Here is a 24,167-nt window from a genome sequence, read left to right as displayed (position 1 = left end):
GAGGGTATATGATGGCAAAGAAAGCGCCTGAAATAGATGAATATAAATATGGCTTTCGTGATAAAGACGTTTCTATTTTCCGTACAGAGCGTGGTTTAACACGAAGAGTCGTGGAAGAAATCTCAAACATGAAAGAAGAACCTCAGTGGATGCTCGATTATCGCCTTAAAGCGTTGGAACATTTTTACTCACGTCCAATGCCACAATGGGGTGGAGACTTAACGGGTCTTGATTTTGATGAAATTGTTTATTATGTTAAGCCTTCCGAAAAACAAGGTAGAACTTGGGATGAAGTGCCTGCAGAAATTAAACAAACATTTGATAAATTAGGTATTCCAGAAGCAGAACAAAAATATCTAGCTGGTGTTTCAGCACAATATGAATCGGAAGTAGTATATCATAGCTTAAAAGAAGACCTAGAAGATTTAGGTATTGTCTTCAAAGATACAGATACTGCTTTAAAAGAAAATGAAGATTTATTTAAAGAGTACTTTGGAACAGTAATTCCATACTCTGATAATAAGTTCTCTGCTTTAAACTCAGCAGTTTGGTCTGGTGGATCATTCATTTATGTTCCGAAAGGTGTAAAAACAAATACACCTCTTCAAGCATACTTCCGTATTAACTCTGAAAATATGGGACAGTTTGAGAGAACTTTAATCATTGTGGATGAAGGTGCATCTGTACACTATGTAGAAGGTTGTACAGCACCGGTTTATACAACAAACTCATTACACAGTGCGGTTGTAGAGATCATTGTTAAGAAAGATGGCTATTGCCGTTACACAACCATTCAAAACTGGGCTAATAACGTTTATAACCTAGTTACCAAGCGTGCCGTAGTTGATGCTAACGGGACGATGGAATGGATTGATGGTAATATCGGTTCTAAATTAACGATGAAATACCCTGCCATTATTCTAAAAGGTGAAGGTGCTCGTGGTAACACCATTTCAATCGCAATCGCAGGTAAAGGTCAAGTACAAGATGCTGGTGCAAAAATGCATCACTTAGCACCGAATACTTCTTCTACAATCGTTTCGAAATCCTTCTCTAAACAAGGTGGTAACGTAACGTATCGTGGAATGGTTCATTTCGGACGAAAAGCAGATGGAGCACGTGCTAACATTGAGTGTGATACGTTAATTTTAGATAACGAATCTAAATCTGATACAATCCCATACAATGAGATTTTAAATGATAATATCTCATTAGAGCACGAGGCAAAAGTATCTAAAGTATCGGAAGAACAACTATTCTACTTAATGAGTAGAGGTTTAACCGAAGAAGAAGCAACTGAGATGATTGTAATGGGCTTTATTGAGCCATTTACAAAAGAACTTCCTATGGAATATGCGGTTGAGATGAACCGTCTAATCAAATTCGAGATGGAAGGTTCTATCGGTTAATTCTTTCTAAGAATAGGAATCCAAGTTCAGGAATAATCTGGACTTGGATTTTTTTTGGACACAACCAATCTGTTTCCTTATAACCCCATACGATAAACTGCTTGTTGGGATTCTAAGTAAAACAATGCTAAAATTAGTAGTGAAAACTAAAATAGTTAGAGGTAATGAATTTGGTATTTTTTATATGTTTATTTATAGGTATTTTAACAGCATTTGTAGGAAGTTTAGTTGGACTTGGTGGGGGAGTTATCTTAATCCCAAGTTTATTATTACTATATCAATTTGTTCCTGGATTTGAGTGGGCCACACCACAAGCTATAGTTGGTATTTCATTGATCACGATGGTCTTCACATCGCTTTCATCATCCCTTACCTATTTAAAAGAGGGTAGAGTTGATTATAAAACCGCTGTGCTTTTTTTAACTGGAAGTATTCCTGGTAGTATGATTGGTTCATGGTTAAATCAGTTTATGAATACTGATGTGTTTTCCTTATATTTTGGTATATTAATTATCATCATTTCACTTCTGTTTTTCCTTAAACGTTCTACTAGAAAAAATGATGTTACGGGAAATAATGTACGAACATTTCAGGTAAACGGTGAAGAATTTCAATATGCAGTCTCAACCCCATTTGCGTTTTTACTTTCATTAGTAGTTGGAACGTTATCTGGTCTGTTTGGAATCGGTGGTGGATCCATTATGGTACCTGCCATGATTCTCTTGTTTGGTTTTCCAGTTCATATTGCAACGGCCACGTCTATGTTCATGATATTCTTTGTTAGTATTATTGGAGCGAGTACTCATATTGTGCTAGGACACATCATTTGGCAATATTTATTTTTCTTTATCCCTGGTGCTTGGATCGGTGGAAGACTTGGTGCTAGAACGAACCAACTATTAAAAGGGAAAACACTGGAATGGATCTTAAGAATTACATTGATCATTATTGGATTACGTATGATTATTAATGGAGTAACCGCATAAGGAGTTTTCACATGCAAGAGAAAATATATTTTTACTATACAAATGATTTACATAGTAACTTCAGCCAGTGGCCAAGGGTTACGAAGTTCTTAAAAGGAGTAAAGGCCAAACGAGAACTTGAAAATGACTCGTATTGGCTTTTTGATATTGGGGACCATGTCGATCGAGTACACCCTATCTCTGAAGCACTTCTAGGGAAAGGGAATGTAACATTACTCAATGATATTGGTTATGATGCTGTAACTATCGGAAATAATGAGGGTATTACATTTTCCCATCACGATCTCTTCCAATTATATGATCAAGCAAAGTTTCCAGTAGTTTGTGCTAACTTAGAGAGTCTAGATGATAGATTACCTGAATGGTTAAGCCCGAGCTTAGAATTTATTACACATCATGGCATTAAAATTGGGGTTATTGGGCTTACGGCACCTTTTAATGATTATTATGAGTTACTCGGGTGGCATATTAGAGACCCATATGAAACATTAGAAAAACTAGTTCAGCAGGTAAAAGAATCATCCGATGTGATTGTCTTATTATCTCATTTAGGATTAAGTGAGGATGAAGAGATTGCAAGAAGATTTTCTGATATTGATGTAATCATCGGTGGACACACACATCATTTGCTGCGTAGTGGAGAAGAAGTAAATCAAACAATCATTACTGCAGCAGGGAAGCATTGTTATTATATAGGCGAAGTAATCCTAACTTGGGATCATAAAGAAAAAAGGTTAATTAAAAAAGAAGCTTATGCTACTGATATCTCTGAATATACTGTGGATCTTGAAACGGAGCAAAAGCTTAATACGTTATTAGTTCAGGCGGAAGAAATATTAGATACAACAGTTGTGGTCACAGAAAAACCTATCCAAGTGGATTGGTATAAACACACAGAGATTATGCAACTATTAACCAATAAAATAAAACAAGAAACAAATGTTGACATTGCGATGTTCAATACAGGCTTATTACTAAATGGCTTTCCTGCTGGTAGAATAACATTAGGGGACATTCATAGGGCATGTCCACATCCTATAAATCCTTGTATTGTAGAGTTAACTGGTAGAGAAGTAATCGAAGTGGTAAGAGCTAGTCTAACGAAAGAGTTTATGGAATTTCAGTTAAAGGGATTCGGCTTTCGAGGTAAGGTACTAGGAAGAATGATTTTTTCTGGTTTACATGTCAAAACAGGAATTCATTCAAATGGTTCGGAGTATGTTCAGGAAGTATTAATGAATAAAGAGCCGGTAGATATGGACCATATCTATACAGTTGTTATTGCGGATGCATTTACATTTGGGAGATTATTACCAGAAGTAGCCAAGTCAGAAAGGAAAAATTATATTCTTCCAGATTTTATAAGGGATTTTCTAGCTGAAACTCTAAAGGAATATTATAGCTAAAAGGGATACTATTCATATCGTGACACATGACCTTCCATTTGCATAGAAATATAGTGTACATTAAAAGGAGGCATCATGTTCATGATTACCATCAATCCATTAGAAGTGGACGGGATAATGTTCACGGCGATAAAAGTGGAATTACCGAAAACAAATTTATTAATGATTACGAATGAAATAGGTTATATCATGTGTGGAGCTTTAGATGTTGATTTATTAAGTGAAAAGCTAAAAGAACGTGAAGTAATTGCTGCAAGGGCAGTAGGAGTTCGAACCATAGATGATTTATTAAGTGCACCACTCGAAAAGATTACCGACGCTTCCAAAGATAAATATGGATGGGAAGTTGGTATGATTGGAAAAGAAGCCTTAAAACGAATATCTTAAAAAATGTCTCTCTAGAGGCATTTTTATTTGGCGTTTTTCAGGAAGAGAAAATAGTTAAATAAATGTACTAGTTGACTTAATAACCCCCAAAAATAAAGCTTTTCTTAAAGGTGTTGTTTACTACATTATTTGTTAGAAACTGTGCGGTAACCACTGCTAATCTCAAAAAATAAATGGGTATAGTGGTATGATTCCGCTCCGGCAGAATACTCCGCTTTCCACGGGCACGGCCTCAGCCTCCTCGCGGAAAGTTCACCGCTGCGGGGTCTTCGGACACGTGCTATTCCCGTAGGACAAGGTAGGCTTCGGCAGCATAATCATCATCGCACGAAGAAAATTGCTCTTTATTTTCGAGGAGTCTCCGTATTCTGCCTGCGCTGGTTTAGTATTCTAATTATTGTTAGTTATTGATCATATTTTTGGATTTAAGTGGTTCTATTGCCCTTAATCACTTATTACTAGCGAAGGAAATACACGGAGACTCCTGCGGGAGGATAGGCATCGGTAAGACCCCGCAAGAGCTTTAGCTCTGAGGAGGCTCACCAGCCGCCCGCGGAAAGCGGAGTGTATTTCCGTAGCGGGTATGTTGCTCCCAAATTAGATTATTAGCCGCGCAGTTTTTATCAACTGTACCGAATAGCAAATAAATTATGTGAATATTACTGTTCTAATTATAGCTTTTTAAAAACAGATTTGTTACTATTAATATATAATTTTGTCGAATATTGCCGTTTTGTAAATGGCTGGTTAGGAGTACATAATGAGACTAGTAGCTACAGCATCAATTCAACCAGGAGAGATTTTGGGACAAACCATTTACGGAGAAAATGGTACCATATTATTACATAACGGAATTCCTTTAACGGATAGATTAATTAATCGTTTAGAGGAACAAGGAATTAGTTATGTATATATAGAAGATGAGGCCACCAGAGATATTATCATTCAACCAGTCATATCAGAAAAACTAAGACACGATGCTACTTCATCTATGAGGAAGCTTTTTTCCAGTATTCGAAAAAGCAAGTTAGAAACAAACTCCTTTGTATTAGATGAAGAGAGTACTAATCTAACCAACATCATCACCCGTATAATGGATGAAATAAATGGACACGAAGAATCTATTACGTTATTAACAGATATCTATTTAACTGATGATTATATCTTTCAACATTCATTAAATGTAGCTATATACTCACTTGCTATTGGCTCTGAATTAAATTTGAATGCTAAAGAACTTTCGGAGCTTGGAAAAGGTGCTATTCTTCATGATATCGGAAAAGTCTTTATAGATCCGGATATCTTACAGAAGCCAGATAAGCTTTCACAAGAAGAATTCTCTATCATGAAATCCCACACTACTATGGGATATGATTTACTCCGAAAAAATCACACTTATTCTTCTGTTGTAGCACATTGTGCTTATCAGCATCACGAACGAATTAATGGTTCAGGGTATCCACGCGGATTAAAGGGAAATGAAATTCATCTTTTTGCGCAAATAATAGGGGTAGCAGATGTGTTTGATGCAGTGAGCAGTAATCGTGTATACCGAAGAGCCCTGCTCCCTCATGAGGGGTTAGAACTCTTATACAGTATAGCTGTTAATCAATTTGATATTCGAATTGTGGAAGCCTTCAAAAATAGTGTAGCGGTTTATCCAAATGGGATGTATGTGGAGTTTAACGACAAGAGGAAAGGTGTAGTCGTTAGTCAGAACAAACACATATGTGATCGACCCAATGTTCGGATACTTGAAAACGAATCGGGACAGATTGAACCGTATATGGTTGATCTATCGACCCAACTAAATGTAACCATTATAAATTGTAATTTAGTCTAATTTTTAGTATTACCCTCCTTGGAACAAGCATAGATTGTACCGAGGGGGTTTTTTTTATGAAAAGGCATCGGATGGGTTTTAGGGGAAGAAATTCACCACCTCCGTCAAGGTATATATTGATGATTTCATTTATATTAGTCATTGTTATTACGTACTTTAGTTTGGAATTTATTGATGAAGAAATTACACCTACTATCAAAGAGATAGCACGGGCAAAGACTACCGAATTTGCAACTAGAGGGATTAATTCAGCAGTTAAGTTTGCGGAGGAATATACATTTGAAGATATTGCTATAACGGAAAAAACAGAATCTGGCCATATATCCATTGTAGGTTGGGATCCTTCAGTAGTAAATAAAATTAATAGAGCAGCAACCGATAGAGTGGAGGAGTTTTTTCATAGTATGAATCGCGGGACACCGCCCCAGTACAGTGATCCACTCGGAGAACCGGATGTTTATGGTGACACTGTTGATGAATTAGTTGACCGTGACCCGACAGTTATTGAGATTCCTATTGGGCAAGCAACAGGAAACTCTATTTTAGCTAATTTAGGACCGAGAATACCAGTTAATTTAGAACTTGTAGGTGCGGTGCGAACGGAACTCGGTGAAGAAACTGAAGAATTTGGAATTAATAATTTCTTCGTCACGTTATATGTAGAGGTGGAAGCTGATGTACAGATAGTTATACCTTTTACCTCAGAAGTGGAAAAGGTGAAAACAAAAATTCTAATTGATAAAGCAGTAATTATGGGAGAAGTACCAGACTTCTATGGTGGTACAGGTGGAGATACTTCCATTGCAGTACCAAAAGAAGACTTGCAAGGGGAAGATTAATATAGTATAGTAGATTCATAATTTAATAAGACCTTATCAGATCGGTGAGGTAGAGGTGCAAATAAGAAAAGTAATCAATATGAGGATGACAACGAAGATTATTGATGAAAGGCTTGTTTGCCGAAGCGTAATAAGGGTCAAACTTATTATTTGCTGGGGTGTTTACTGAACAAGAGACACACTGTCATGCTAACGTGCATGGAGGACTACAGATCGAGATGGAGGATAACGTATTTGCATAAGCAATGATAGGTTATTTTCTATCGTTGCTTTTTTGTGTGGAAAAAATTCTTTTTCTCAAAAAGCGTATCTCCATGACCGTCTAGCGATAAACTAAAACAACAATGGAGGTAACGTAATGGAAGGAACTATTTTTTCACTTATCCCGGCAATTATTATGTTAGTACTCGTACTACTAACTAGAAAGGTATTACTTTCTTTAGGAATAGGGATTGTTGTTGGGGCTTTATTTATTCACAATTTTAATATGTTGGATAGCTTTAAGGAAATATGGAATGTGTTTTATGGGATCTTTGTTTCTGATGGATCTCTTAATATGGGTGAGATTCAACTGATTGGTTTTTTGTTATTATTAGGAATTATGACTGCATTTTTGCAGGCGTCAGGTGGGAGTAAGGCATTTGGAGATTGGATGACTTCTAAAATTAAAACCCGTCGCGGCGCCCATCTTATGGCACCAATTTTTGGGATAGTCATTTTTATTGATGATTATTTTAATGCTTTAGCTGTAGGGCAAATTGCAAGACCTATAACAGATCGTTACAACACTTCTCGTGCGAAGTTAGCGTATTTTATTGATTCGACTTCAGCGCCGGTAACAGTTATTTCTCCAGTCTCCAGTTGGGGTGCATATTTAATCGGTGTAGTTGGGGCACTAGTTACGATGATTGATCTTCAACCATTAGAAGCTTTTGTGAAAATGATACCATACAATTTCTATGCTTTAGCTGCAATCTTACTCGTTTTTATTGTTGCATTCTTTAATATCAATATTGGACCAATGAAAAAGCATGAAGCTAGAGCAGTTGAAACAGGTGAAGTAATACCTAAGGATAAAACGGTACCAGGCGATTTATCAAATTCTTTTGAACCTAGTAAAAATGGTAGAGTATATCACTTAGTAATACCAATTATAGTTTTATTACTTACAACTGTTGGTCTAATGCTCATAACTGGGGCAAATGCGAGTGGTGATGTTGTAACATTATTATCGATTTTTGAAAATACAAATGTTAATTTCTCTTTATTTTATGGTGGTGTAGCAGCGGTAATTGTAGCGTTAATCTTATATGTTGCTCAAAACAACCATCATGTTAAAACGAGTCTTGTATTGGTGGAAGGCATCAAAGCAATGCTGCCAGCCATTTATATTCTATTATTAGCGTGGATGATTGGTTCTATCATATCTACCCTACAAACTGGTGAATACTTAGCACAAGTGGTAGAAAATGCTAATATTAGTTCAGCAATATTACCAGTTATTTTCTTTGTCATTTCCGGATTTATGGCGTTGGCAACAGGTACATCATGGGGAACATTTGGGATAATGCTACCAATTGCTGCAAACGTAATGTCTATTGCAGATCCATCCCTAATTATTCCCTCACTTGCCGCAGTATTAGCTGGTGCTGTGTTTGGAGATCATGTTTCTCCTATATCTGATACAACAGTTCTATCGTCTACAGGAGCGGGGGCCAATCACATTGATCACGTATTAACTCAACTTCCATACGCGATAATTGTGGCTATCGCTTCGGCTATAGGTTATCTCTTAGTTGGGTTAACTAATTCCTTACTATTAGGTTTAGTAGTAACATTCCTTTTAGTTATCTTAACTGCTTTTGTTGTTCATAACTATAATAAAAAACAATCATAATTAAACCTTATAACAGGGTCTAATCTTTATCAAATCAACTCTAACTGTTGTGAAATAAAGGTTAGACCCCGCTTTCTTTTTCAAAGATTCTCTATTTACAAAAGAATCTAAAAAATGCTTTGACATAAGAAAAAAGTACCGGTATAATACAGACAAGTTCAGTAATTTCAGAAAACTATGTTAATATTGAATACTTCTGAAATTACGAAATAAAAGGCTTATCTCCATACTACATAGTGGGATAAGAAGAATGATAGGAGGAGGTATTTTATGGAAACACGTTCTCAGTGGGGAACAAGAGCAGGTTTTATTTTGGCTGCAGTGGGATCAGCTGTTGGTCTAGGTAACATTTGGCGATTTCCAGCTGTAGCCTACGAAAATGGTGGGGGTGCCTTTTTAATCCCTTACTTATTTGCATTGTTAACTGCAGGGATTCCAATTTTAATTTTGGAATTTACCATGGGGCATAAATATCGTGGTTCTGCACCGTTAACCTTTAGGCGTATGAATAAGAAAACAGAATTTATTGGTTGGTGGGCTGTTCTAGTTGCCTTTGTAATTTCAACTTATTATTCTGTTATTATTGCCTGGGCAATGTCCTATTCCGTATTTTCTTTCAATCTAAACTGGGGTGAAGATACTGGTGGATTCCTATTTGGTGATTATCTGAAATTAGCAGAGAATCCTGGTGAGGTTGGGAGCTTTGTACCTGGTGTGTTAATTCCATTAATTCTAGTATGGGTTATTGTACTGGGTATTTTATTTAAAGGTGTTAAAAAGGGTATTGAAATTGCGAACCGAATTTTTATTCCAGCATTGGTAGTTATTTTCCTTATTATCGTTATTCGTGCAATTACATTACCTGGAGCAATGGATGGATTAGAAGCATTCTTCACTCCAGATTTTAGTAAGATATTAAATCCTGATGTATGGGTTGCAGCATATGGGCAAATTTTCTTTAGTTTGTCTATTGCTTTTGCGATTATGATAACGTATTCAAGTTACCTTCCTAAAAAATCAGATATCACAAACAATGCCTTTATTACTGGTTTTGGTAACTCCAGTTTTGAGATCCTAGCAGGTATTGGAGTATTTGGTATTTTGGGTTATATGGCAGGACAATTAGGTGAGCCAGTTAGTGAAGTAGTAGATGCTGGAGTTGGATTAGCGTTTGTTGTGTTCCCAGAGATTATTAATCAATTCCCTGGGTTGAATGCATTATTTGGCTTCCTATTCTTTGCATCATTAGTGTTAGCTGGATTGACTTCTTTAATGTCGATTACGGAGACCTATGTTGCCGGTTTAATGGATAAATTCAAGATTTCTCGTGGGAAAGCAGTATTTTTTGGTGGTGGAGTTGCAGCATTGATTTCACTATTATTTGCTACACAGGGAGGATTATATTTCCTAGATGCAGCAGATTATTTCATTAACCAATTCGGTGTAGCTCTATTAGGTCTAGTAGAGGTAGTACTAATTGCTTGGATACTTAGAGAAGTTAAAAATCTTAAAGATCATGCAAATGAAATTTCGGATATTAAGTTAGGAGCTTGGTGGACAGTCAGTCTATCGCTAATTACACCAGTTGTCCTTGGATACATGATGTATGGTTTGTTAAAACAAAATATCATGAAGGAATTCGATAATGCAACCGGAAACTACGAAGGTTATCCAGATGCATTCATTCTATGGGGAGGCTGGGCAGTAGCTATTGGTGCATTAGTAATTGGTGTCGTCTTGGCTATTACTAAATGGAAGAAACCTTCAGTAGAAGATGAAGAGACATATAAAAAGGAGGCACAATAAAATGGCCTGGATCTCTTTTATGATACTTTCTATTGTTATTGTATGGGGAGGTTTAGCAGCTAGTATTTGGTGGGCTGTGAAAAAAGCAAAAGAAGCTAATTAATCATTAAGACTGTCTTAGAGTCTCTCTAGGACAGTCTTATTATTTAATTTTTATTTTTAGCCATCCTTTCCCATTTTCTTAAATACGGATAGGGGTCAAATGACCATTCACTATACCCATTATCCTTATACATACCGTAATGTAAGTGAGGTGGGAACTTACCAGAAGTTCCTGGAGGTCCATATCCAGTTGAACCAACACTTCCTAAAACATCACCTGGTTTGACAATTTGTCCTACTTTAATGTTATCTTCATAACCACTTAAATGTGCGTAATAATGGTAAATGTTGAAGATATCACGAATTCCAATTCGCCATCCACCATATAAATTCCATCCCTTAAGTTCAACTACCCCATATGTGGTGGAATGAACTGGTGTACCATAACCTGCAAAGATATCAGTGCCTTCATGAATTCGGTTTCCGCCAAATCCTCTACGGTCTCCCCAAGTGTTTCGATAACTATAGTTATAATTTATGGCAACAGGAAAGTCTCGATCAGTTAAATTAATATGATTAAATTTCTTGAATACTAACGCGGTATTTTTAATGGTTTGAACTGTTAAATCTCGTTTATAGTAATTCCAAAGGGCTATCTTAAAGTCCTCTTCAGAATGCCCATATTCCTTAATAATGGAGGCCATCGTATAAAGTGCATCTTCACCATTGTTAGGGTCCGCTCTATGATCTCCATTTCCATCTTTTCCTTTACCATTAAATATCCCAATACTATTAATATCCATTGATGTATTACCTGCCCCGTACCAAATTTCGGGAGGTATTCTAATCGAGATAACTTGATCTTCTTCAATATCCTTATAAATTTGCCTTTCATATTGATCAACAGCAGCAATATAATACCAAGGTACTTCAGTAATGGCTTCGGTTTTTTTATAAAGTGCCATACGTTTATCATATATATTTTCTTCCTTCTCTTCTGCATTTGCAGACAAAGGATAAGAACATAAGATGGTCACTATAAACAGGATTGAAAAATAGCCTCTAAAATTCAATTCATTCACCTCTCTTATGGCAAATTTGAAATAAATACAAACCCAACACAGCCATGCTTATGAATATCTTTTTGCATCGAATTAAACGCTCATGACAGTTTCCTTAAAATAAATGAGATTGAGGCTGGGACAAAAGAGTTTTAGTTGATTAAAATCCGAACGAACATGAAAAGCGCATAGACCCGCTCCGGAAATATACTACGCTTTCCGCGGGCGGCTGGTGAGCCTCCTCAGAGCTAAAGCTCTTCCGGGGTCTCACCGATGCCCCGGAAATATACTACGCTTTCCGCGGGCGGCTGGTGAGCCTCCTCAGAGCTAAAGCTCTTCCGGGGTCTCACCGATGCCTATCCTCCCGCAGGAGTCTCCGTATATTTCCGGAGCTGATGTGGCGTTACGTACAGGTTTTCAACTTATACTTTTAGTTATGTCCCAGCCTCTCCATACCTTCTTTGTCATGATCCACCCCTTGTGGTGATTTCTTCATTTGTGAAATAATCTGATCCAGTGTATTGTCATAATCTTTATTTTGAGTTGAAGAGTTATGCAAACTTTGGATATCCTGAATCAAAGTTTCATTATCCGATACGTATATATGATAAAAGCCAGGCATGACTGAGAATGCTGTATCACTAGCTATATCCGCTGCAATCTTTTGGTCGAGCCCTTCATCACGGTCATACGCTATTAGCACTTCTTCATCGGTCACTAACGTTGCAACTCGATTGAAACCTTCATTTCTTAGAATAAGCCTTGCAATCATATCCGCCATTTTGACTCGATCAATGGTTGCTTCATGTTGTATTTCAGAATCTTGTTCTAATTGGTCTTTGGTATAATTTACATATCCTAATTTATCATCCAGATTTGATGTGTTTTGGATTTTGTTCTCCCGATTTGGGTCTAATTCGTCTAATACTTGCTCTTGTTCTCCAGATGAATTATCTGTTTGTGCACATGCAGTTAACACTAATCCAAGGACTAATATGCTTAATATTCTATTCATGACCTTATTCCTCCTAAATAGTAGCAATTACATTAGTACTAGTTTGTAGTAAACGGGAGAAATCATGCGTTAAAAAATCAGAATAGCTGATATTGGCAAAAGTATGGTAAACTATAGACAACGTATGAGGGGTGAGTTTTTGTGATAGAACTATTTGGGAAAAAATACGAGTTAATCGAAAATGTTAAAGAAGGTTTTCAACAAAAAGCCCTAGAGGACCGATATTCTGATATTCTTAAGAAATATGATTTCATAGTAGGTGACTGGGGATATGAACAGTTAAGGCTTAGAGGGTTTTACCATGATCATAATTCGAAGGCATCAGAGGATTCAAAAATTAGTGCACTTGATGATTATATCTTTGAATATTGTAATTTCGGCTGTGCCTATTTTGTATTACAAAAAAAGGATTAAAATAATAAGGGACAAACGTACATCACAATGATTGGGGTGTATGTTTGTCCCTTAATTCTTAGAATTACAATGCCTATTCTTCTTGTTCAGGAGTAACATCATCTGGATGATCATGAATAGGATGTGCCCCGTCTATTTGCCTCGGAAGGTCTTCATGCAATTCCTTATATGGATACACAAAAGCACTCTGTCTTCTTTGTCCATCTTCCCACGGTGTTGATTTGCCTTCAACAGGTTCATTTTTATTAATACTTGAACCGAATGGTCCTTCAGGAAATTCTTCTGGTATTAGATAATTTTTTTGATTTCGTACATTGGAAAAATCAGAGAACTTCTTTTTGTCATCCTTAGCCATAACTTCAACTCCCTCTAATCTTCTACTGACGTGTATAGTCCATACTTGCTTGCATTCGAGTCCCCAATTTAGAAGCACAAGATAATTACTCTTTATCTTTTCCGTTCTGGAGATAATTACTATTCCATTTGTTGGTTGACCCTGAGTTAATTCATTCTTGTCCTCATTTTGTGATATGATAATGGTGTTAGTACTGAATTGGGGGTATAACTATGTATTTTGTGGATAGAAAAAAAGTCGAAGCTACATTGCAATTTGTAGAAACATTATTAAAAGAGTATAAAACATTCAATGTGGAATCAACTAAAGATAAGCTAGCCTTAGAGCGGTTATCGCAATTACTTATTGAATCTGTAATTGATGTTGGAAATATGATGATTGATGGTTTTATTATGCGCGATCCTGGTAGTTATGAGGACATTATCGATATATTAGAGGATGAAAGAGTTATACCTGATACAGAAAGCGTTCCTTATAAAGAGGTTATTGCTCTTCGTAAAATGCTGGTGAAGGATTACTTACATATTAATCATGAGGTAGTACAACAAGTACTGAATAAAAACTATACTATTCTTGAACAATTTACAACTCGTATTCGTGAATATTTAAATAATGAAATCGGAGTAGCAAATGCGTTTACTAAGGAATAAGGGGTACTTATTTTGAAGAAATACAAAGGTTATTTAATTGATTTAGATGGCACAGTATATCGAGGAAATAAAGTAATTGAGGAAGCACCACTGTTTATTAAAGAATTAATAGATCATGATGTTTCCTATTTATTTCTAACAAATAACTCATCTAGAACACAGGAACAAGTCTCGGAAAATCTAACAAATCTAGGCATAAAGGCAAAGCCAGAAGATGTTTTTACAACTAGCATGGCAACGGCTAAATATGTTAAGCAGAATTATCCTGATGCTACGTGTTTTTGTATTGGTGAAGAAGGTTTATTTGATGCGATGGAGCGTGAAGGTATTCAGGTTACCAATGATGAAACTATATGTGATGTAGTAATTATTGGCATAGATCGAGACATAACATATGAAAAGCTAGCCAAAGCTTGTCTTGCAGTTCGTAATGGAGCTGCTTTCATATCTACCAACAGTGATATCGCAATTCCTACTGAGCGCGGTTTCTTACCCGGAAATGGGGCACTTACATCGGTAATATCAATTAGTACAGGGGTTAGTCCAACTTTTATCGGAAAACCAGAAGCTATTATTGTAAAAGAGGCTTTAGAAGTGCTTGGTACGGATCAACATGAAACTATCTTAGTTGGTGATAATTACAACACTGATATTCGGGCAGGGATTAATTCGCGAATAGATACTTTAATGGTCTTTACTGGTGTAACGAGATTTGAAGAGTACGATTCATTACCTATAAAACCAACCTATTTCATACAAAACTTAAGTGAATGGATACAAAAAATAGAGTAAAGGGAAGTTCCCTTTACTCTATTTTGCGTCTTCAGCAGCGTGGGCTAGTCTACTAGATGCTGCAGCAGCTATTGCACCTACTATATCATCTAAAAATGTGTGACATTCACCAGTTGATTTATCATTTAGCCTTTGTAAAATTCCAGGCTTTTGTTTATCAATATAACCATAATTGGTAAACCCAATTGAACCATAAACATTTACAATAGAGAATGCAATGATCTCATCAACACCATAAAGTCCTTCGTCAATTTCAATTGTAGTTTGTAAAGGCTCTTCTAGCATTTTCTTCTCAGCTAATTTATCTAGTTGAATACCAGTAAGGATTGCGTTTTGAACTTCACGTTTCTCTAATACACGGTCTACATTATACAGACAATCATCCATACTTAGATTTTCATGATACTTAGATTGTAAGTAGTAGACAAGCTCAGCGATGTCTTTTAAAGTAACACCTCTCTCTACTAAGAGTTCCCTTGCTTTTTTCTCTAATACACTTTGCTCTAATTTTTTATCCATGTTTACCACCGTTTCTCCTTTTTAGGTTAAGATTGGGTAATTTTTTCATACATTTATAGTAATGGTGTGTGGGAGGGAATTATGATGAAAGAATTACTATTAGCTAATTATAATATTCATGCTACAGAACAAGTTCGTATAAACGGAAGAGAAGGGTTCCGAGATAATGATTATTATTATTTTATCATTTCCTCATCGAACAAGGAAATGATTCATTTAGAGCAAGCTGCACTTGCCTATTATCTTGCCGAAATCGGTTATAATCATGCAGCAATCCCTATTCCTACAATGGGGAATAAGTGGTTTGTAGAAAAGGACCAAAATCATTATATGGTATTTCGAGTTTCAACTATCCAGAATGACCACCAAGAATCCCATGGAAAAATATTGGCTGATTTTCATAATCGAAGTGCTACATATACTTACGAACCAAAAGAGATTTCAAGCTATGGATTATGGAGAGAATTATGGATTAAAAAGCTAACTTCTTTTGAGCAAAGAATTAACCATGAATCAACTTCAAAACAAAATAAGTACTACCGCCTACTGGTTGATATTTTTCCCTATATAATTGGATTAAGTGAAAATGCGATTCAGTACTTGCAGGAAAGTGAAACAGATAAACGATTTCATCAGAGTGATCAAGGTGTATTCGGATTTCGTAGGTATTATGATCACTTATTAAATCCAATTATCTGGACGGATGATCTTGTTTATGATCACCCAACCCGTGATTTAGCTGAATATATTAGATATCAATTTCTAAAAGATAATATTAATCCACGAGAGTTGAGCTTATTTCTAAAAGAATATCAAGAGGTTAGACCGCTATCTATTTTTAGTTGGAGACTATTATATGCACGATTAACTTATCCCATACACTTTTTTGATTTAATAGAGGATAGCTTTAATGAACAAAATGATGATCGGCATCATAAAGAACTAAAACAATTAGTAATAAAGCAACGAGTTTTTGAAAAGCGATTGGGGCAGTTGTTTGATTGGATGAATGTAGATGTTCGAGAGTATGATCTACCTTTACTTCAGTGGCTATAGTTTTTGTTTTTAGTCTGCTATGGAATAGTAAGTAAATAAAAAGCAGGTATCCATACGGTACCTGCTAAAATTGTCTAAGTTAAAATACTTGTTCTATTTCCTTTACACCTGGTACTTCTGCCATCAATGCACGTTCAATACCTGCTTTTAAAGTTATGGTTGAGCTCGGGCAGTTACCACATGCACCCATGAGACGAAGAAGTACAATGCCTTCATCATCAACATCTACTAATTCCACATCTCCACCGTCACGAAGTAAAAATGGGCGTAATTTATTTAATACTTCTTGTACTTGTTCACGCATTATCCATCTTCTCCTTTCCTAATTACATTATAAAGGTGTACCCTTTAAAAATCTATTCTTTATTTTTCGTTATTAATATAGTTCCATTAATGTCTCTTAATTAATTGTAGTCATTATTATTTTATCTTTATACTGAGAAATTGTAAAATAAAAGAAACTAACTATATATGTGGGGGCGAAGTAGATGGGCGATAAAGAAATTTTAATTACGGTATATGGAGCCGAGCAGATTTGCGCAAGTTGTGTAGGTGCACCTGGTTCAATTGATACCTATGAATGGCTCCAGGCAGCAATAGCACGAAAATATGAGTCGGAAGGTATTCGTTATGAATATATCGATATTGACCAACCACAAGAGGATGAGAAACACAGGGATTTTGTAGAAAGAATTGTAGAAGAGGATTTGTTTTATCCCATTGTTTTTGTTAATGATGAAATGGTAGCAGAGGGCATTCCACGATTAAAGACAATTTATGAGGCACTGGAACAGCGAAACGTAAAGTTGTTAGAGGGACAAAAGTGAGGGGAAGTAAAATGGAAATTCCCTATATCAAGATGCATGCCCTAGGTAATAACTATATTTATCTTGATTTATTTAGCTTCGATATAGAGGAAGCAGTTTTGTCTGATGTCGCTCAAAAAGTTTCCAATGTTAACACTGGCATTGGTTCAGATGGTATGATTCTAATCCATCCGACAAAGAATGCAGAAGTTGGAATGCGTATATTTAACAAGGACGGATCTGAAGGTATGAACTGTGGAAATGGACTTCGTTGTACTGCAAGATACGCATATGAAGTTGGAATTGTAGATAAAACCCAATTTCAAATCGAGACTAGATCGGGAATTGTTGATGCAGAAGTTAAAATAGTGGAGGGGAAAGTTGTCGCTGTTACAATTGACATGGGGAAACCCCGTTTAAAACGTTCACTTATTCCCATGGCTGGAGAAGAAATAGAGCTTGTTGTTAATGAGCCGTTTAATATAGAGAATCAGATATTAAATGTAACTGCTGTTTCGATGGGCAACCCACATGCTGTATTTTTTGTGGAAGATATTGAGGAAGCTCCTTTACTTACACTTGGTGAAAAAATTGAAAAAGATCCTCGTTTTCCAGAACGAGTTAATGTTGAATTTGTAGAAGTGGTCAGTGAGAATGAATTAAATTTTCGGGTATGGGAACGAGGATCTGGTATTACAGAGGCTTGTGGTACTGGTGCATGTGCAGCAGTTGTTGCAGCAACATTAAATGGCTATATTGCTAAGAATACATTAACAACAGTTCATCTTCAGGGTGGCGATTTATTTATTAGATGGGATGAGAATGATTCCGTTTGGATGACTGGTGAAGCAAGGATAGTTGCTACTGGTAACTATTACTATGAGTAACTGGAAAATCTTAATATTTGAAACCAGTATCGTTTCGTATGTATACTAGTGTAAAGATATGCATTTATTTAGGAGGAAATAGGATGGTTATATCGCTAACAGATAGTGCGCGTCTCCAAATAAAGGAAATGATGAAAGAAGAAAAAGATAATGTTTACTTACGGTTTGGTGTAAAAGGTGGCGGTTGCAGCGGTCTATCGTATTCACTTGGTTTCGATGAGGAAGTGAATGAAGACTTGGATATTGTACAAGAAATTAACGAGATTCCTGTGATCATCCATAAGCCAGATATTCCTGTAATTGAAGGAACAACTATTGATTTCAAACAGAATTTAATGGGTGGCGGATTTAGTATTGAGAATCCTAATGCCATTTTATCTTGTGGGTGTGGTTCTTCATTCCGTACGAAGGAAACTGTAGGTGCACCAGATAAATGTTAATGAAAAAGCATGAAGAGGAATGATTCCTTTTCATGCTTATTTTTTATGTTGGTCTCCGTACAGTGCGACTCTATTTACTCAAACATACTAGTCGAGTGCTTTGGTTGCACTCTTGCTTTTGGATCGATGTATTGTTTTGCATTGTTAATGGCAGTTGGACCTTCGCCAAATCCTGTTGCGATTAGTTTAATTTTTCCAGGGAAGGTACAGATATCACCTGCTGCATAAATTCCAGGGATATTTGTTTCCATTTTGGTATTAACAACTATACTGTTTTTTTCTATTTCTAGCCCCCAGTCTTTAATTGGGCCTAGGGAAGAAATAAATCCATAATTACAAATGACTTCATCAATTTCAAGCTCTACTTTTCTATCACCTTTAACTTCTTCCAATGCAATTTTTTCAATTTTATTAGAAATAGTAATATCACTTGGAGCAAATGGTGTGATGACATCTACTTTGGAATTCATTAATTTCTCTACACTATGCTCATGGGCTCTAAATTCATTTCGTCGATGGATTAGGTATACTTTTTCAGCAATTGGTTCTAGCATCATTGCCCAATCAACTGCAGAGTCACCCCCACCTAATATAGCAACCTTTTTATCTTTGAATTGGTTCATGTCTTTAACATAGTAATGAAGATTGATTCCTTCAAAATCCTCAGAATTGTCTATGTTTAAGCGACGTGGTTGGAAGGCACCATTTCCTGCAGTAATGATCATGGTTTTTGTGTAATGAATTTCTCCCGTGTTAGAAGTCAGCTTAAACGATTGGTCTTCTAAACGTTCCACTTTTTCAATTGATTGTCCTAATACTATAGTAGGGTCGAACATATTAGCTTGTTCTTCCAAATTATCAACCAACTCTTGAGCACGTACCTTCGGAAAACCCGCAATATCATAAATATATTTTTCTGGATAAAGGGCTGTTAATTGCCCGCCAGTATGTGGCAAACTTTCGATAATCTTAACACTTGCTTGACGCATACCACCATAAAAAGCAGTAAACAAGCCAACTGGACCTGCGCCAATAATAGTGACATCAAAAACTTTATCTGTCATATAAAACCCTCCTTATAGAGAAATACCATTAACATATTACCATAAATAGATAATACTTGTAATTTATGAGTCTTTCTAAGTTAGAAAATTATAGTAGTAAAGTCTGTTGCTACTGATACAAACTGTGCGGTAACTAGTTTAATTACAACAGAATTAGTTATTGGGTATAGCTGTACGACACCGCTCCGGCAGAATACTCCGCTTTCCGCGGGCCCGGCCTCAGCCTCCTCGAGGAAAGTTCGCCTCTCTAGGGGTCTTCGGACACGTGCTTTTCCCGCAGGACAAGGAAGGCTTCGGCAGCATAATCATCGCACGAAGAAAATTGTTCTTTATTTTCGAGGAGTCTAAGTATTCTGCCTGTGCTAGATTAGTTTTCTTTATATATAGATATTCAATTTAATTTTTAAAATCTGTGTATTGTTTAATACCACTCAACACTAGCGTAGGAAATACACGGAGACTCCTTGAAAAAGAAAATCACTTTTTCTGCGTGCGATGCATTGCTGCCTAGCATTCCTTGTCCTGCGGGAGGATAGGCTTCGGTGAGACCCCGCAGTGCGTAAGCGCGAGGAGGGTCACCAGCCGCCCGCGGAAAGCGGAGTGTATTTCCGAAGCGGGTATGTTGCTCCCATAATAAATTATTAGCCGCACAGTTTCTATCTGCTATATGTTAGATAAACTAATCGGAATTACAATAATTTTTTAGAAAACAGCCAGAAAGTGTGTAAAGATATATTTAGGGTTGAAAATTCTAGCTAAAAGGTCTATCATATAGGTTGGATAATATATTACAGTTATGTGACATTCACTTTTAAGAATTGCTTTTATTTTTTTATCTTTATTCGTGAAAAACGTCACATACACATTTGTAATAGTTTAATAAATATTAAAGATGGATGTGATGAGGAATGAAGAAGCCTAACATCGTTGTCTTGGGTGCTGGCTACGGAGGAATCATGACTACTGTTAAATTACAGAAGTCACTTGGTGCAAACGAAGCAAACATTACGCTAGTTAATAAAAATGACTATCATTACCAAACTACTTGGTTACATGAAGTTTCAGCTGGAACTGTTCATCAAGATCAAGCAAGAGTTGCAATCAAAGATGTTATCAACCCACACAAAGTTAACTTTGTACAAGATAAAGTGGTTGAAATTAAACCAAAGGAAAACAAAGTAAAACTTGAAAATGGCGAATTAGATTATGATTATCTAGTTATTGGTTTAGGATTTGAATCAGCAACATTTGGTATTCCTGGACTTGAAGAGAATGCATTGATGATTAACGATATTAATTCTTCACGTCTAATCAGAGAACATTTAGAGTTTAATTTTGCAGAATATCATAAAGATCAGAATCCTGCTCGTTTAAACATCGTTGTTGGTGGTGGCGGATTCACTGGAATTGAATTTGTTGGAGAATTAGCTAATAAAGTTCCTGAATTATGTAAGGAATATGATATCGATAAATCTCAAGTACGTATTATCAACATTGAGGGAGCTCCAACTGTACTACCTGGATTTGATCCAGAACTAGTAGAATATGCGATGAATTCTCTTGAAGCTCGTGGAGTAGAATTTGTTACAGGTGCATTGTTAAAAGAAGCGAAGCCTGACGCTGTTGTTTATGAAAAAGATGGCAAATTAAATGAGATTTCCACTCTAACAACTGTATGGGCTGCTGGAGTCAAAGCAAGCTCTGTCGTTGCGGATTCTGGTTTTGAAAATAACCGTGGGAAAATTCAGGTTCGCCCTGACATGCGCGCACCAGAATATGATAATGTATTTGTAATTGGGGACTGTGCTTTAATTATGAATGAAGAGAGTGGAAGACCATTCCCTCCAACAGCTCAAATTGCTATCCAACAATCAGCAACAGTAGCACATAATGTGACTGCACTTGTTAAAGGTCAAGGCCACTTAGAAGGGTTCGAGTATAAGCCACTAGGAACATTAGCTTCTTTAGGTCATAATGATGCTATGGGTGTTGTATTTGGAGATAAGAAGCTATTCGGATGGAAAGCTACAGTTATGAAGAAAATGAGTGACAACCGTTATTTACTAAAATTAGGCGGAATTGGTCTATTACTGAAAAAAGGTAAATTCAATTTCTTTTATTAAATCTAATGTTTAACTAAATAAGAATAAGGAGCAAAGGCGTATCTCGTCTTTGCTTTTTTATTGAAATCCTTATAGAATTAGTTTTGTAAAAGTGAATTAACAAAGGAGAATACATACATTGATTCAATTAATTGTTTCGGTTATTTTATTTTTTGTCATATTTTTTGGTATTGCCTTTATCTTAAATATGTTATTAAGAAAGACATGGTTAATGGCATTTATTTATCCGTTCATAGTATTAATTATTGTCGATAAGATTCCAATGGGTGACTATTTTACATCACCTGGGCAGTCCTTTTCTAAAGCATTTTCAGAGTTGTTCTCTATAAATGGATGGGATATAGTCATTTTAACTTCAGGGTTCTTAGGGACGATTGTGTCTGGTATTGTAATCAAATTTTTACGAAAATCTGGTTATCAAATGTTTTAATAGTAGATTAGTTTTCTATTCAATATGCATAAAATCTTACTAGATAGGAAATGATGACACCCAGAGAGGTGTTGTTATTTGAATATCAGTATTATTGTCCGAAGAATTAGCATGACAGTCTTATTTTTACTAGCATTCTGGATAACATTATCAAGTATATCCAATATTACGTATGCAGATTTAGCCGTCATGTTAAAGAAAGATCATCAGGTATCTTCAAATGTTCTTTATGCTGGACAAGCAGAATACAGAAAAATAGCATTACAGGAAAAGCAACTAAAGATACTAAAGAAGCAAAAGAGATATGTCTCCAGTGAGCAAATAGAGGGACCTAAGTCGGTTGAAGAAGCTATAAATATTGAGAACTATCCGAAAGCTACTGTTGTGGCAACAGGTTACACAGCTGGTGAAGAATCAACGGGAAAAACTGCAGATCATCCGCAGTATGGTATTACGTATTCGGGTGTAAAAGTAAAGCGGGACTTATATTCTACAATCGCAGCTGACCTAGAGGTATATCCAATTGGAACCATTATGTGGATTCCCGACTATGGGTTCGGTGTTGTCGCTGATAAAGGTGGAGCAATCAACGGCAATAAGATAGACTTATATTTTCACACCGTTGAGGATGTCTATTCACAATGGGGAAAACGTGAGGTAGAAGTTTATATTATTGAACAGGGTAATGGTGTTCTATCTGAAGAAGTTCTACAGCAACTTAATGAGAATAAATCATTGCAAGTATTCCGTGAACAAATAAATAAGAGCTAAATAAAAGAGAGGGGAGACCCTCTCTTTATTAATAAAGTTGAAAAAGTATTATTGCTACTAGTATCCCAGTAATTGCCCCGAAAAAGACTTCTATTGGTTTATGTCCGAGTAATTCTTTTAGATTCTCCCTTTTTTCATATGCACCTTTATTCTCCCAGTTCTTTGCTTCCTCAAAAAATAATTGAAAATCATTCACTAATTGATTAAGAACTGTCGCATGCTTGCCAGCTTGCCTGCGAACCCCAGAAGCATCATACATGGTAATAATACTAAATACTGCAGCTACAGCAAATAAAGTAGAACCAAACCCTTCTATAATGCCTATTGCTGTTGAAAGAGCCGTTACAGCAGCTGAATGGCTACTTGGCATACCACCAGTACTAAAAGCAAGCCCTGGTAAAAATTCACGTGTTGCTATGAAATGGATAGGTATTTTTACAACCTGCGCAAAGACAATTGCTAATAGTGCTGCTGTTATAGGAAAATTGGAAAATAGAGCCATGATGTGTTTCCTTTCGGTTATATTTTCTAATACTTGGTGTTATTCTAGCATAGACCAAACTAAAAGAGATACTAAATACACAAAGGAAATTTATATATTATTTTAATAAGTTGTTTGTTATGAGTGCGTTTGTGTGGAAAGTATGATTTAGAACTTGGTAAGGATGGAATCATCCAATGCTGCATGTACCTAAAGCTGAGAAGGATGCACCCAACCCAGGCTAGCATGTGACCAAAATTGGGAAGGATGCACCCAATCCAGGGTGATGTCAATAAGTCTGTGTAAGATAGTTGCTCCTCACCTGATTAGGAAGCGAAGGAGGTTTTATATAGAGTGGCGGGCATGATAACCTTATTGGTTTAGCCAATATCTTTCGATATCTGGCTTCTTGGCTAAAGAGTCATGCCCGCAGAGGCTCCATGTCAAACCGACGTAAAAAAGTAAGAATCCTCTTATAATTATCTAATCATTATATCTAGCTTCAAACATCTTTTTTAGTTCGCTTTTAACTGAACTAAATTCATTTATAACTCTTTTACCCCATCTCTCATTGAAGTCCTGGGATACGAGGTATACAATCTTTTCAACAGCTTTCTCGTTTGGTAGGCTATTCATAGTCTTTGTTCGTTTTTTAACCTCTTTAATAGTGCGTTCTATGGTGTTAGTT

The 24,167-nt window shown here is 36.2% G+C and carries 27 protein-coding genes and 1 riboswitch; of the genes, 19 read left to right on the top strand and 8 right to left on the bottom strand.

The genetic code is table 11. The features are described from left to right. Window positions 1-11: 11 nt before the first annotated feature. The 9 genes from sufB to BN999_RS20305 all read left to right on the top strand — a co-directional run bounded on the left by sufB (window position 12) and on the right by BN999_RS20305 (window position 10,676). On the top strand, window positions 12-1,409 hold the full coding sequence (gene sufB, locus BN999_RS08920) for a Fe-S cluster assembly protein SufB (protein ID WP_096271036.1): 1,398 nt from the start codon (window positions 12-14) through the stop codon (window positions 1,407-1,409). A 170-nt stretch (window positions 1,410-1,579) separates the two neighbouring features. Continuing rightward, window positions 1,580-2,395, top strand: a complete 816-nt coding sequence (locus tag BN999_RS08915) for a sulfite exporter TauE/SafE family protein (protein ID WP_096271035.1) — start codon at window positions 1,580-1,582, stop codon at window positions 2,393-2,395. 11 nt (window positions 2,396-2,406) lie between these two features. Beyond that, window positions 2,407-3,801, top strand: coding sequence for a bifunctional metallophosphatase/5'-nucleotidase (locus BN999_RS08910; protein WP_096271034.1), 1,395 nt, complete (start codon window positions 2,407-2,409; stop codon window positions 3,799-3,801). Between the two features lie 81 nt (window positions 3,802-3,882). Then, window positions 3,883-4,188 carry a YunC family protein gene (locus BN999_RS08905; protein ID WP_096271033.1) on the top strand — a complete coding sequence of 102 codons (306 nt, stop codon included), beginning with the start codon at window positions 3,883-3,885 and terminating at the stop codon, window positions 4,186-4,188. A gap of 760 nt (window positions 4,189-4,948) precedes the next feature. Next, complete coding sequence (locus tag BN999_RS08900) at window positions 4,949-6,031, top strand: HD-GYP domain-containing protein (RefSeq protein WP_096271032.1); 1,083 nt, start codon at window positions 4,949-4,951, stop codon at window positions 6,029-6,031. Window positions 6,032-6,087: 56 nt separating this feature from the next. Then, window positions 6,088-6,870 carry a sporulation protein YunB gene (gene yunB, locus BN999_RS08895; protein ID WP_096271031.1) on the top strand — a complete coding sequence of 261 codons (783 nt, stop codon included), beginning with the start codon at window positions 6,088-6,090 and terminating at the stop codon, window positions 6,868-6,870. A 42-nt stretch (window positions 6,871-6,912) separates the two neighbouring features. Then, window positions 6,913-7,087: riboswitch (Lysine riboswitch) on the top strand. 141 nt (window positions 7,088-7,228) lie between these two features. Further along, the gene (locus tag BN999_RS08890) at window positions 7,229-8,767 is read left to right on the top strand and encodes a Na+/H+ antiporter NhaC family protein (RefSeq protein WP_096271030.1); all 1,539 of its coding nucleotides are present in this window, start codon (window positions 7,229-7,231) and stop codon (window positions 8,765-8,767) included. A gap of 270 nt (window positions 8,768-9,037) precedes the next feature. Further along, window positions 9,038-10,573, top strand: coding sequence for a sodium-dependent transporter (locus BN999_RS08885; protein ID WP_096271029.1), 1,536 nt, complete (start codon window positions 9,038-9,040; stop codon window positions 10,571-10,573). A gap of 1 nt (window position 10,574) precedes the next feature. Then, entirely contained in the window at window positions 10,575-10,676 is a 102-nt protein-coding gene (locus BN999_RS20305; protein WP_141249049.1) for a MetS family NSS transporter small subunit, read from the top strand. Window positions 10,677-10,719: 43 nt separating this feature from the next. Here the strand turns inward: BN999_RS20305 and BN999_RS08880 are convergent, their stop codons facing one another. Further along, entirely contained in the window at window positions 10,720-11,688 is a 969-nt protein-coding gene (locus BN999_RS08880; RefSeq protein WP_096271028.1) for a M23 family metallopeptidase, read from the bottom strand. 418 nt (window positions 11,689-12,106) lie between these two features. Further along, window positions 12,107-12,691, bottom strand: a complete 585-nt coding sequence (locus BN999_RS08875; protein ID WP_096271027.1) for a YhcN/YlaJ family sporulation lipoprotein — start codon at window positions 12,689-12,691, stop codon at window positions 12,107-12,109. Between the two features lie 141 nt (window positions 12,692-12,832). Between BN999_RS08875 and BN999_RS08870 the strand changes: the two genes are divergently transcribed. Continuing rightward, the gene (locus BN999_RS08870; protein ID WP_096271026.1) at window positions 12,833-13,105 is read left to right on the top strand and encodes a YutD family protein; all 273 of its coding nucleotides are present in this window, start codon (window positions 12,833-12,835) and stop codon (window positions 13,103-13,105) included. Between the two features lie 73 nt (window positions 13,106-13,178). Here the strand turns inward: BN999_RS08870 and BN999_RS08865 are convergent, their stop codons facing one another. Further along, window positions 13,179-13,460 carry a hypothetical protein gene (locus BN999_RS08865; protein ID WP_096271025.1) on the bottom strand — a complete coding sequence of 94 codons (282 nt, stop codon included), beginning with the start codon at window positions 13,458-13,460 and terminating at the stop codon, window positions 13,179-13,181. Between the two features lie 212 nt (window positions 13,461-13,672). On the opposite strand from BN999_RS08865, the gene hepT reads away from it, so the two are divergent. Both hepT and BN999_RS08855 read left to right on the top strand, forming a co-directional pair. Then, window positions 13,673-14,110: a type VII toxin-antitoxin system HepT family RNase toxin gene (gene hepT / locus BN999_RS08860; RefSeq protein ID WP_096271024.1), complete on the top strand. Its 438-nt coding sequence runs from the start codon at window positions 13,673-13,675 to the stop codon at window positions 14,108-14,110. Between the two features lie 12 nt (window positions 14,111-14,122). Further along, window positions 14,123-14,902 carry a TIGR01457 family HAD-type hydrolase gene (locus BN999_RS08855; RefSeq protein ID WP_096271023.1) on the top strand — a complete coding sequence of 260 codons (780 nt, stop codon included), beginning with the start codon at window positions 14,123-14,125 and terminating at the stop codon, window positions 14,900-14,902. Between the two features lie 18 nt (window positions 14,903-14,920). Here the strand turns inward: BN999_RS08855 and BN999_RS08850 are convergent, their stop codons facing one another. Further along, window positions 14,921-15,421, bottom strand: a complete 501-nt coding sequence (locus BN999_RS08850) for a phosphatidylglycerophosphatase A family protein (RefSeq protein WP_096271022.1) — start codon at window positions 15,419-15,421, stop codon at window positions 14,921-14,923. A gap of 84 nt (window positions 15,422-15,505) precedes the next feature. Between BN999_RS08850 and BN999_RS08845 the strand changes: the two genes are divergently transcribed. Further along, window positions 15,506-16,477 (top strand): hypothetical protein, encoded by a 972-nt coding sequence (locus tag BN999_RS08845; protein ID WP_096271021.1) that lies wholly within the window; start codon window positions 15,506-15,508, stop codon window positions 16,475-16,477. Between the two features lie 79 nt (window positions 16,478-16,556). On the opposite strand, the gene BN999_RS08840 is transcribed toward BN999_RS08845, so the two are convergent. Next, window positions 16,557-16,781 (bottom strand): NifU family protein, encoded by a 225-nt coding sequence (locus BN999_RS08840; RefSeq protein ID WP_026907002.1) that lies wholly within the window; start codon window positions 16,779-16,781, stop codon window positions 16,557-16,559. Between the two features lie 184 nt (window positions 16,782-16,965). Between BN999_RS08840 and BN999_RS08835 the strand changes: the two genes are divergently transcribed. The 3 genes from BN999_RS08835 to BN999_RS08825 all read left to right on the top strand — a co-directional run bounded on the left by BN999_RS08835 (window position 16,966) and on the right by BN999_RS08825 (window position 18,610). Continuing rightward, the gene (locus BN999_RS08835) at window positions 16,966-17,304 is read left to right on the top strand and encodes a YuzD family protein (RefSeq protein WP_096271020.1); all 339 of its coding nucleotides are present in this window, start codon (window positions 16,966-16,968) and stop codon (window positions 17,302-17,304) included. 11 nt (window positions 17,305-17,315) lie between these two features. After that, window positions 17,316-18,170 (top strand): diaminopimelate epimerase, encoded by an 855-nt coding sequence (gene dapF, locus BN999_RS08830; RefSeq protein ID WP_096271019.1) that lies wholly within the window; start codon window positions 17,316-17,318, stop codon window positions 18,168-18,170. 83 nt (window positions 18,171-18,253) lie between these two features. Further along, window positions 18,254-18,610 carry a HesB/IscA family protein gene (locus BN999_RS08825; RefSeq protein WP_096271018.1) on the top strand — a complete coding sequence of 119 codons (357 nt, stop codon included), beginning with the start codon at window positions 18,254-18,256 and terminating at the stop codon, window positions 18,608-18,610. A 74-nt stretch (window positions 18,611-18,684) separates the two neighbouring features. Here BN999_RS08825 and BN999_RS08820 read toward each other — a convergent pair whose 3' ends face one another. Further along, window positions 18,685-19,674 (bottom strand): NAD(P)/FAD-dependent oxidoreductase, encoded by a 990-nt coding sequence (locus tag BN999_RS08820; RefSeq protein ID WP_096271017.1) that lies wholly within the window; start codon window positions 19,672-19,674, stop codon window positions 18,685-18,687. A 908-nt stretch (window positions 19,675-20,582) separates the two neighbouring features. Between BN999_RS08820 and BN999_RS08815 the strand changes: the two genes are divergently transcribed. From BN999_RS08815 to BN999_RS08805, 3 genes are all read left to right on the top strand, one after another. Further along, window positions 20,583-21,797: an NAD(P)/FAD-dependent oxidoreductase gene (locus BN999_RS08815; RefSeq protein ID WP_096271016.1), complete on the top strand. Its 1,215-nt coding sequence runs from the start codon at window positions 20,583-20,585 to the stop codon at window positions 21,795-21,797. A gap of 118 nt (window positions 21,798-21,915) precedes the next feature. Further along, window positions 21,916-22,227, top strand: coding sequence for a YuiB family protein (locus tag BN999_RS08810; protein WP_096271015.1), 312 nt, complete (start codon window positions 21,916-21,918; stop codon window positions 22,225-22,227). A gap of 78 nt (window positions 22,228-22,305) precedes the next feature. Then, window positions 22,306-22,998 (top strand): 3D domain-containing protein, encoded by a 693-nt coding sequence (locus tag BN999_RS08805; RefSeq protein WP_303621462.1) that lies wholly within the window; start codon window positions 22,306-22,308, stop codon window positions 22,996-22,998. Window positions 22,999-23,026: 28 nt separating this feature from the next. On the opposite strand, the gene BN999_RS08800 is transcribed toward BN999_RS08805, so the two are convergent. Both BN999_RS08800 and BN999_RS20300 read right to left on the bottom strand, forming a co-directional pair. Next, on the bottom strand, window positions 23,027-23,500 hold the full coding sequence (locus BN999_RS08800) for a divergent PAP2 family protein (protein ID WP_096271014.1): 474 nt from the start codon (window positions 23,498-23,500) through the stop codon (window positions 23,027-23,029). A 462-nt stretch (window positions 23,501-23,962) separates the two neighbouring features. Continuing rightward, the coding region (locus BN999_RS20300; protein ID WP_141249051.1) for a transposase at window positions 23,963-24,167 on the bottom strand (205 nt) is incomplete at its 5' end.

The organism is Paucisalibacillus globulus (genome assembly GCF_900184735.1).
GTDB lineage: Bacteria > Bacillota > Bacilli > Bacillales > Amphibacillaceae > Ornithinibacillus > Ornithinibacillus globulus_B.
This window is presented reverse-complemented; position numbering and strand designations above follow the sequence as displayed.

Coding starts and splice junctions, on each gene's coding strand:
- sufB (WP_096271036.1), top strand. CDS start 12: ATGGCAAAGAAAGCGCCTGAAATAGATGAATATAAATATGGCTTTCGT.
- BN999_RS08910 (WP_096271034.1), top strand. CDS start 2,407: ATGCAAGAGAAAATATATTTTTACTATACAAATGATTTACATAGTAAC.
- BN999_RS08905 (WP_096271033.1), top strand. CDS start 3,883: ATGATTACCATCAATCCATTAGAAGTGGACGGGATAATGTTCACGGCG.
- BN999_RS08900 (WP_096271032.1), top strand. CDS start 4,949: ATGAGACTAGTAGCTACAGCATCAATTCAACCAGGAGAGATTTTGGGA.
- yunB (WP_096271031.1), top strand. CDS start 6,088: ATGAAAAGGCATCGGATGGGTTTTAGGGGAAGAAATTCACCACCTCCG.
- BN999_RS08890 (WP_096271030.1), top strand. CDS start 7,229: ATGGAAGGAACTATTTTTTCACTTATCCCGGCAATTATTATGTTAGTA.
- BN999_RS08885 (WP_096271029.1), top strand. CDS start 9,038: ATGGAAACACGTTCTCAGTGGGGAACAAGAGCAGGTTTTATTTTGGCT.
- BN999_RS20305 (WP_141249049.1), top strand. CDS start 10,575: ATGGCCTGGATCTCTTTTATGATACTTTCTATTGTTATTGTATGGGGA.
- BN999_RS08875 (WP_096271027.1), bottom strand. CDS start 12,691: ATGAATAGAATATTAAGCATATTAGTCCTTGGATTAGTGTTAACTGCA.
- BN999_RS08865 (WP_096271025.1), bottom strand. CDS start 13,460: ATGGCTAAGGATGACAAAAAGAAGTTCTCTGATTTTTCCAATGTACGA.
- hepT (WP_096271024.1), top strand. CDS start 13,673: ATGTATTTTGTGGATAGAAAAAAAGTCGAAGCTACATTGCAATTTGTA.
- BN999_RS08850 (WP_096271022.1), bottom strand. CDS start 15,421: ATGGATAAAAAATTAGAGCAAAGTGTATTAGAGAAAAAAGCAAGGGAA.
- BN999_RS08845 (WP_096271021.1), top strand. CDS start 15,506: ATGAAAGAATTACTATTAGCTAATTATAATATTCATGCTACAGAACAA.
- BN999_RS08840 (WP_026907002.1), bottom strand. CDS start 16,781: ATGCGTGAACAAGTACAAGAAGTATTAAATAAATTACGCCCATTTTTA.
- BN999_RS08835 (WP_096271020.1), top strand. CDS start 16,966: ATGGGCGATAAAGAAATTTTAATTACGGTATATGGAGCCGAGCAGATT.
- dapF (WP_096271019.1), top strand. CDS start 17,316: ATGGAAATTCCCTATATCAAGATGCATGCCCTAGGTAATAACTATATT.
- BN999_RS08825 (WP_096271018.1), top strand. CDS start 18,254: ATGGTTATATCGCTAACAGATAGTGCGCGTCTCCAAATAAAGGAAATG.
- BN999_RS08820 (WP_096271017.1), bottom strand. CDS start 19,674: ATGACAGATAAAGTTTTTGATGTCACTATTATTGGCGCAGGTCCAGTT.
- BN999_RS08815 (WP_096271016.1), top strand. CDS start 20,583: ATGAAGAAGCCTAACATCGTTGTCTTGGGTGCTGGCTACGGAGGAATC.
- BN999_RS08800 (WP_096271014.1), bottom strand. CDS start 23,500: ATGGCTCTATTTTCCAATTTTCCTATAACAGCAGCACTATTAGCAATT.